The organism is Alkalibaculum bacchi (genome assembly GCF_937875145.1).
Taxonomy (GTDB): Bacteria; Bacillota; Clostridia; order Eubacteriales; family Alkalibacteraceae; genus Alkalibaculum; species Alkalibaculum bacchi_A.
In genome coordinates this window covers 1-3,217 of record NZ_CALNCS010000157.1, presented here as the reverse complement: position 1 = coordinate 3,217, position 3,217 = coordinate 1, and the positions used below count along the sequence as shown (strand labels likewise).

Annotated in this window: 3 protein-coding genes and 1 pseudogene; all 4 read right to left on the bottom strand. The window is 34.3% G+C overall.

The genetic code is table 11. The annotated features are described in order from the left end of the window. Positions 1 to 29 precede the first annotated feature (29 nt). Positions 30 to 590: pseudogene (gene asrC / locus Q7P22_RS09485) on the bottom strand (sulfite reductase subunit C); the annotation flags it as partial. A gap of 13 nt (positions 591 to 603) precedes the next feature. After that, the gene (gene asrB / locus Q7P22_RS09480) at positions 604 to 1,395 is read right to left on the bottom strand and encodes an anaerobic sulfite reductase subunit AsrB (protein WP_369695518.1); all 792 of its coding nucleotides are present in this window, start codon (positions 1,393 to 1,395) and stop codon (positions 604 to 606) included. Next, a complete protein-coding gene (asrA, locus tag Q7P22_RS09475) occupies positions 1,395 to 2,405 on the bottom strand; it encodes an anaerobic sulfite reductase subunit AsrA (protein WP_303863583.1) in 1,011 nt (336 codons plus the stop codon). Before asrA ends, asrB begins: the two co-directional genes overlap by 1 nt. Before the next feature lie 364 nt (positions 2,406 to 2,769). Further along, positions 2,770 to 3,217, bottom strand: a 448-nt coding sequence (locus tag Q7P22_RS09470; protein WP_303863581.1) for a Crp/Fnr family transcriptional regulator, incomplete at its 5' end; no start/stop codon positions are given.

Here is a 3,217-nt window from a genome sequence, read left to right as displayed (position 1 = left end):
CGCGGCCTTTTTCATAATCGCGAAAGCCTTAATGATTTCTTTAGGCATTTTTTCACGCAAGCACCGCAGTTGACACAACGGTCCTTGTCATATTGAGGCTCAGTCATTCCAATAATTCCAAAATCGTGCATTCGCACTTTTGCGCAATCATTATGACAACCTGTTAAGGCAATCTTAAAGTGTAAATCATTTGGAAATATAGCCTTTTCAATTCGCTTAGCAAATGCAGATGTATTATAACATCCATAGGGACAGACATTATTTCCGATACAAGCTGTTACATTACGAGTCCCTGAAGCATTATAACCTTCTCCAGGATTTTGTTGATTAATATCCAATCCTTCAATAATTGGTTGTAATAGTTCATTTACTTTTGGCATATCTTCATATGCAATACCAGGTACTTCAAAGCCTTGTCTCGATGTAATATGTACCGTTCCATTTCCGTATGTTTCTGCAATATTTTGTATCATAGACAAAAATTTAGCATTTAAATGACCACCAGGAACTCGAATTCGGGATGCAGTGATTCCCCTATGTTTTGTTACACGAAAAGCGTTCTTTTTTAATTGTTTTGTATTCATATCCATACTAGCGTCCCCCCTAATCCAATAATTGGCGGCCTTTTGTATAATTAAATACTGGGCCATCCAAACACACATACACATCATCGATCTTACAGTGACCACATTTACCTAGACCACAACACATTTTTCTTTCTTGTGAAATCCAAATATTTTCTTCTTTAAATCCGATATCTAGTAGACCTAATGTAGAAAATTTCATCATCGGAGGCGGTCCTACGACGACAGCTACTGCTTCTTCTATATTTTCAAGTTGTAGTTTAGGAATATATTCTGTAACCATACCTACATTGCAAAGAAATCCTTCTTCAGCACAATCTACAGTCAAAATCACATCCATGTTTTTTTCCCATTTTTCAAAATCTTTTGTAAAGAGAATATCATTAGGGCTTTTAAATCCTGCAATGAAAGTAAGAGACTTGACTTCATCTTTATGATCGCTAAAATAATCTATTACCCCCCTAATAGGAGAAACACCTGTACCACCAGCCACAACAACTAAATCTTTGCCCTTATACTCTTCAATATCAAAACCATTTCCATAAGGTCCTCGCAAAAACAATTTATTACCTGTATAGTGCTCAAAAATTTCATCCGTTACTTTACCTACTCGGCGTACGGTCAAATCTACAGTTCCATCTCCTATACCACTTACTGAGATAGGCGCTTCCCCAAATTTAGGAATCGACACTTCAAAAAACTGCCCTGGTTTTACAGGTCCTGTATAAGCCATTCTAAAGGTGTATTCAATATCTGTATGCTTAATAACTTCTTTTATTTCCGATTGAAATGGAATATATTCATTTTGCATTATTTAGACACCTCCTGCATTGCATCTTCTAATTTGTTGAGGATTTTCGAATAAGAAATATACTCTGGACAAACATCATCACAACGACCACAACCTGTACACATATGGTAGCCATTTCTCTTTTTGAAGTCATACACTTTATGCATTACTTTAAAGCGCATTCTTTGACCATTTTTCTTTCGGTAACTCCCACCGCCTGCTACATCTGTAAATCCATCGACCATACAAGAAGCTTGTACTCTCCTGCGCTCGCCAACTTTACCATTGTCCGTGTAGAAAATATCTTGCATTGTAAAACAAGTACAAGTAGGACATGAAAAATTACATCTACCACAATTAATACAACGGCTATCGTATTCATCCCACATTTTTGAGTTGAAAATATCTAATGTAATATTTTCTGGAATAGATACTCTTGTTATTGTCTCTGTTACGTGTGCAGGAACTACTTCTTCTATACTAGAGCTATTAGCTGATAGGAGTTCTTCCCAATCGTTATTTTTATTATCTATGTATACGAGATCATTTTTTAATTCTAATGAAGCATCATAATTCTTTGATTCATTGGTACCCATGTCGACACAGAAGCAGCTATCAAATGCATTTTCACATCCTATCAAGACAAATTTTACTCTATCTCTTAGTCTCTTATAATAATAGTCTTCAGGTCCATTATGTAAATAAATCTCATCAAGTCTTTTTACGGCATGAAGATCACAACTTCTTAATAGCACAATTGCACCCTTTTTAGGTTGGTTTGCCTCTTTTACTTCATCCTCTGTAAAGAAGAAAAGGGTTTCTGATAGGGGGATAAGAATGTCTTTAAAAGAAAAATCGGATTTTTCATTAAATTCAATTTCTTCTATCTTTTCTACTTCTCCATAACGTATGATGTCTGTATCCGAAAAAGCTCCCCCACCTACAAAACGTTTTGGGGCATAAATCACATTTTCTTCAGACCATTGTTTGAATACATCATTGGCTTTTGGCACCGTCAAATGATAACCCATGTTTACACCTCTTTCTTTTAATTTTAAGCCCTTAAGGACTAATTTCTTGCTAAATAAATATTGTTTGGTATGTTTATTTCTTTTTTATTTTCCAAATATAGGATATCATTTCATAATGATATTTGTTACAGATGTAAATATTTCATATTTCTACATATTTCTAAAGTCTAACTATAGTTTAACTATTGTTCCGCCATAATTCAAGACATCTTTCACTTTTATGCTATGGTATAATAGAGAATGGCTAAAATAAAATTTCATCAACTTTACTTTCTTATCCGATTTCTATGGAGTATTTCTTAAATTGTTTTTTATTTATCAATAACAGTATATTGTATAAATAAAAAAAGAACTGTGATAAATATCACGGTTCCTTAAAATAATTCGCTAATTGTTCACGATCGTAAACAATAAATTTCTTGTCTTCTATTTCGATAAGATTGTGTTCCTTTAATACTTTTATCTGCCTTGAAACGGTTTCTCTTTGGGAGCCTAACATATCTGCGAGATAAGTAATACTTAAGTCCATATCAATACAAGTGCCTTTCTCACAAGCTATTCCGTAATCTTCAGATAACTTCCACAATTTAGCTGCAATTCGTTTGTCTGCTCGTACAGAATTAGATGTATTTTTAAGCTGACGATATAATCGTCTAGTCTTCGATGATAGAGAACACAAAACTCCCTTTGTCAAATCAAAGTCTTGGCTCATAATATGTAAAAACGTATCTTTGTTCCAACACAGAATCTCACTAGGCTCAAACACATCACAGCTTATAGAGGATGGCATACCCTGAAGTACTACTTCGTTT

What these genes read in the sequence shown, in the direction of transcription:
- asrB (WP_369695518.1), bottom strand. Translation starts at nt 1,395, where the DNA reads ATGCAAAATGAATATATTCCATTTCAATCGGAAATAAAAGAAGTTATT.
- asrA (WP_303863583.1), bottom strand. Translation starts at nt 2,405, where the DNA reads ATGGGTTATCATTTGACGGTGCCAAAAGCCAATGATGTATTCAAACAA.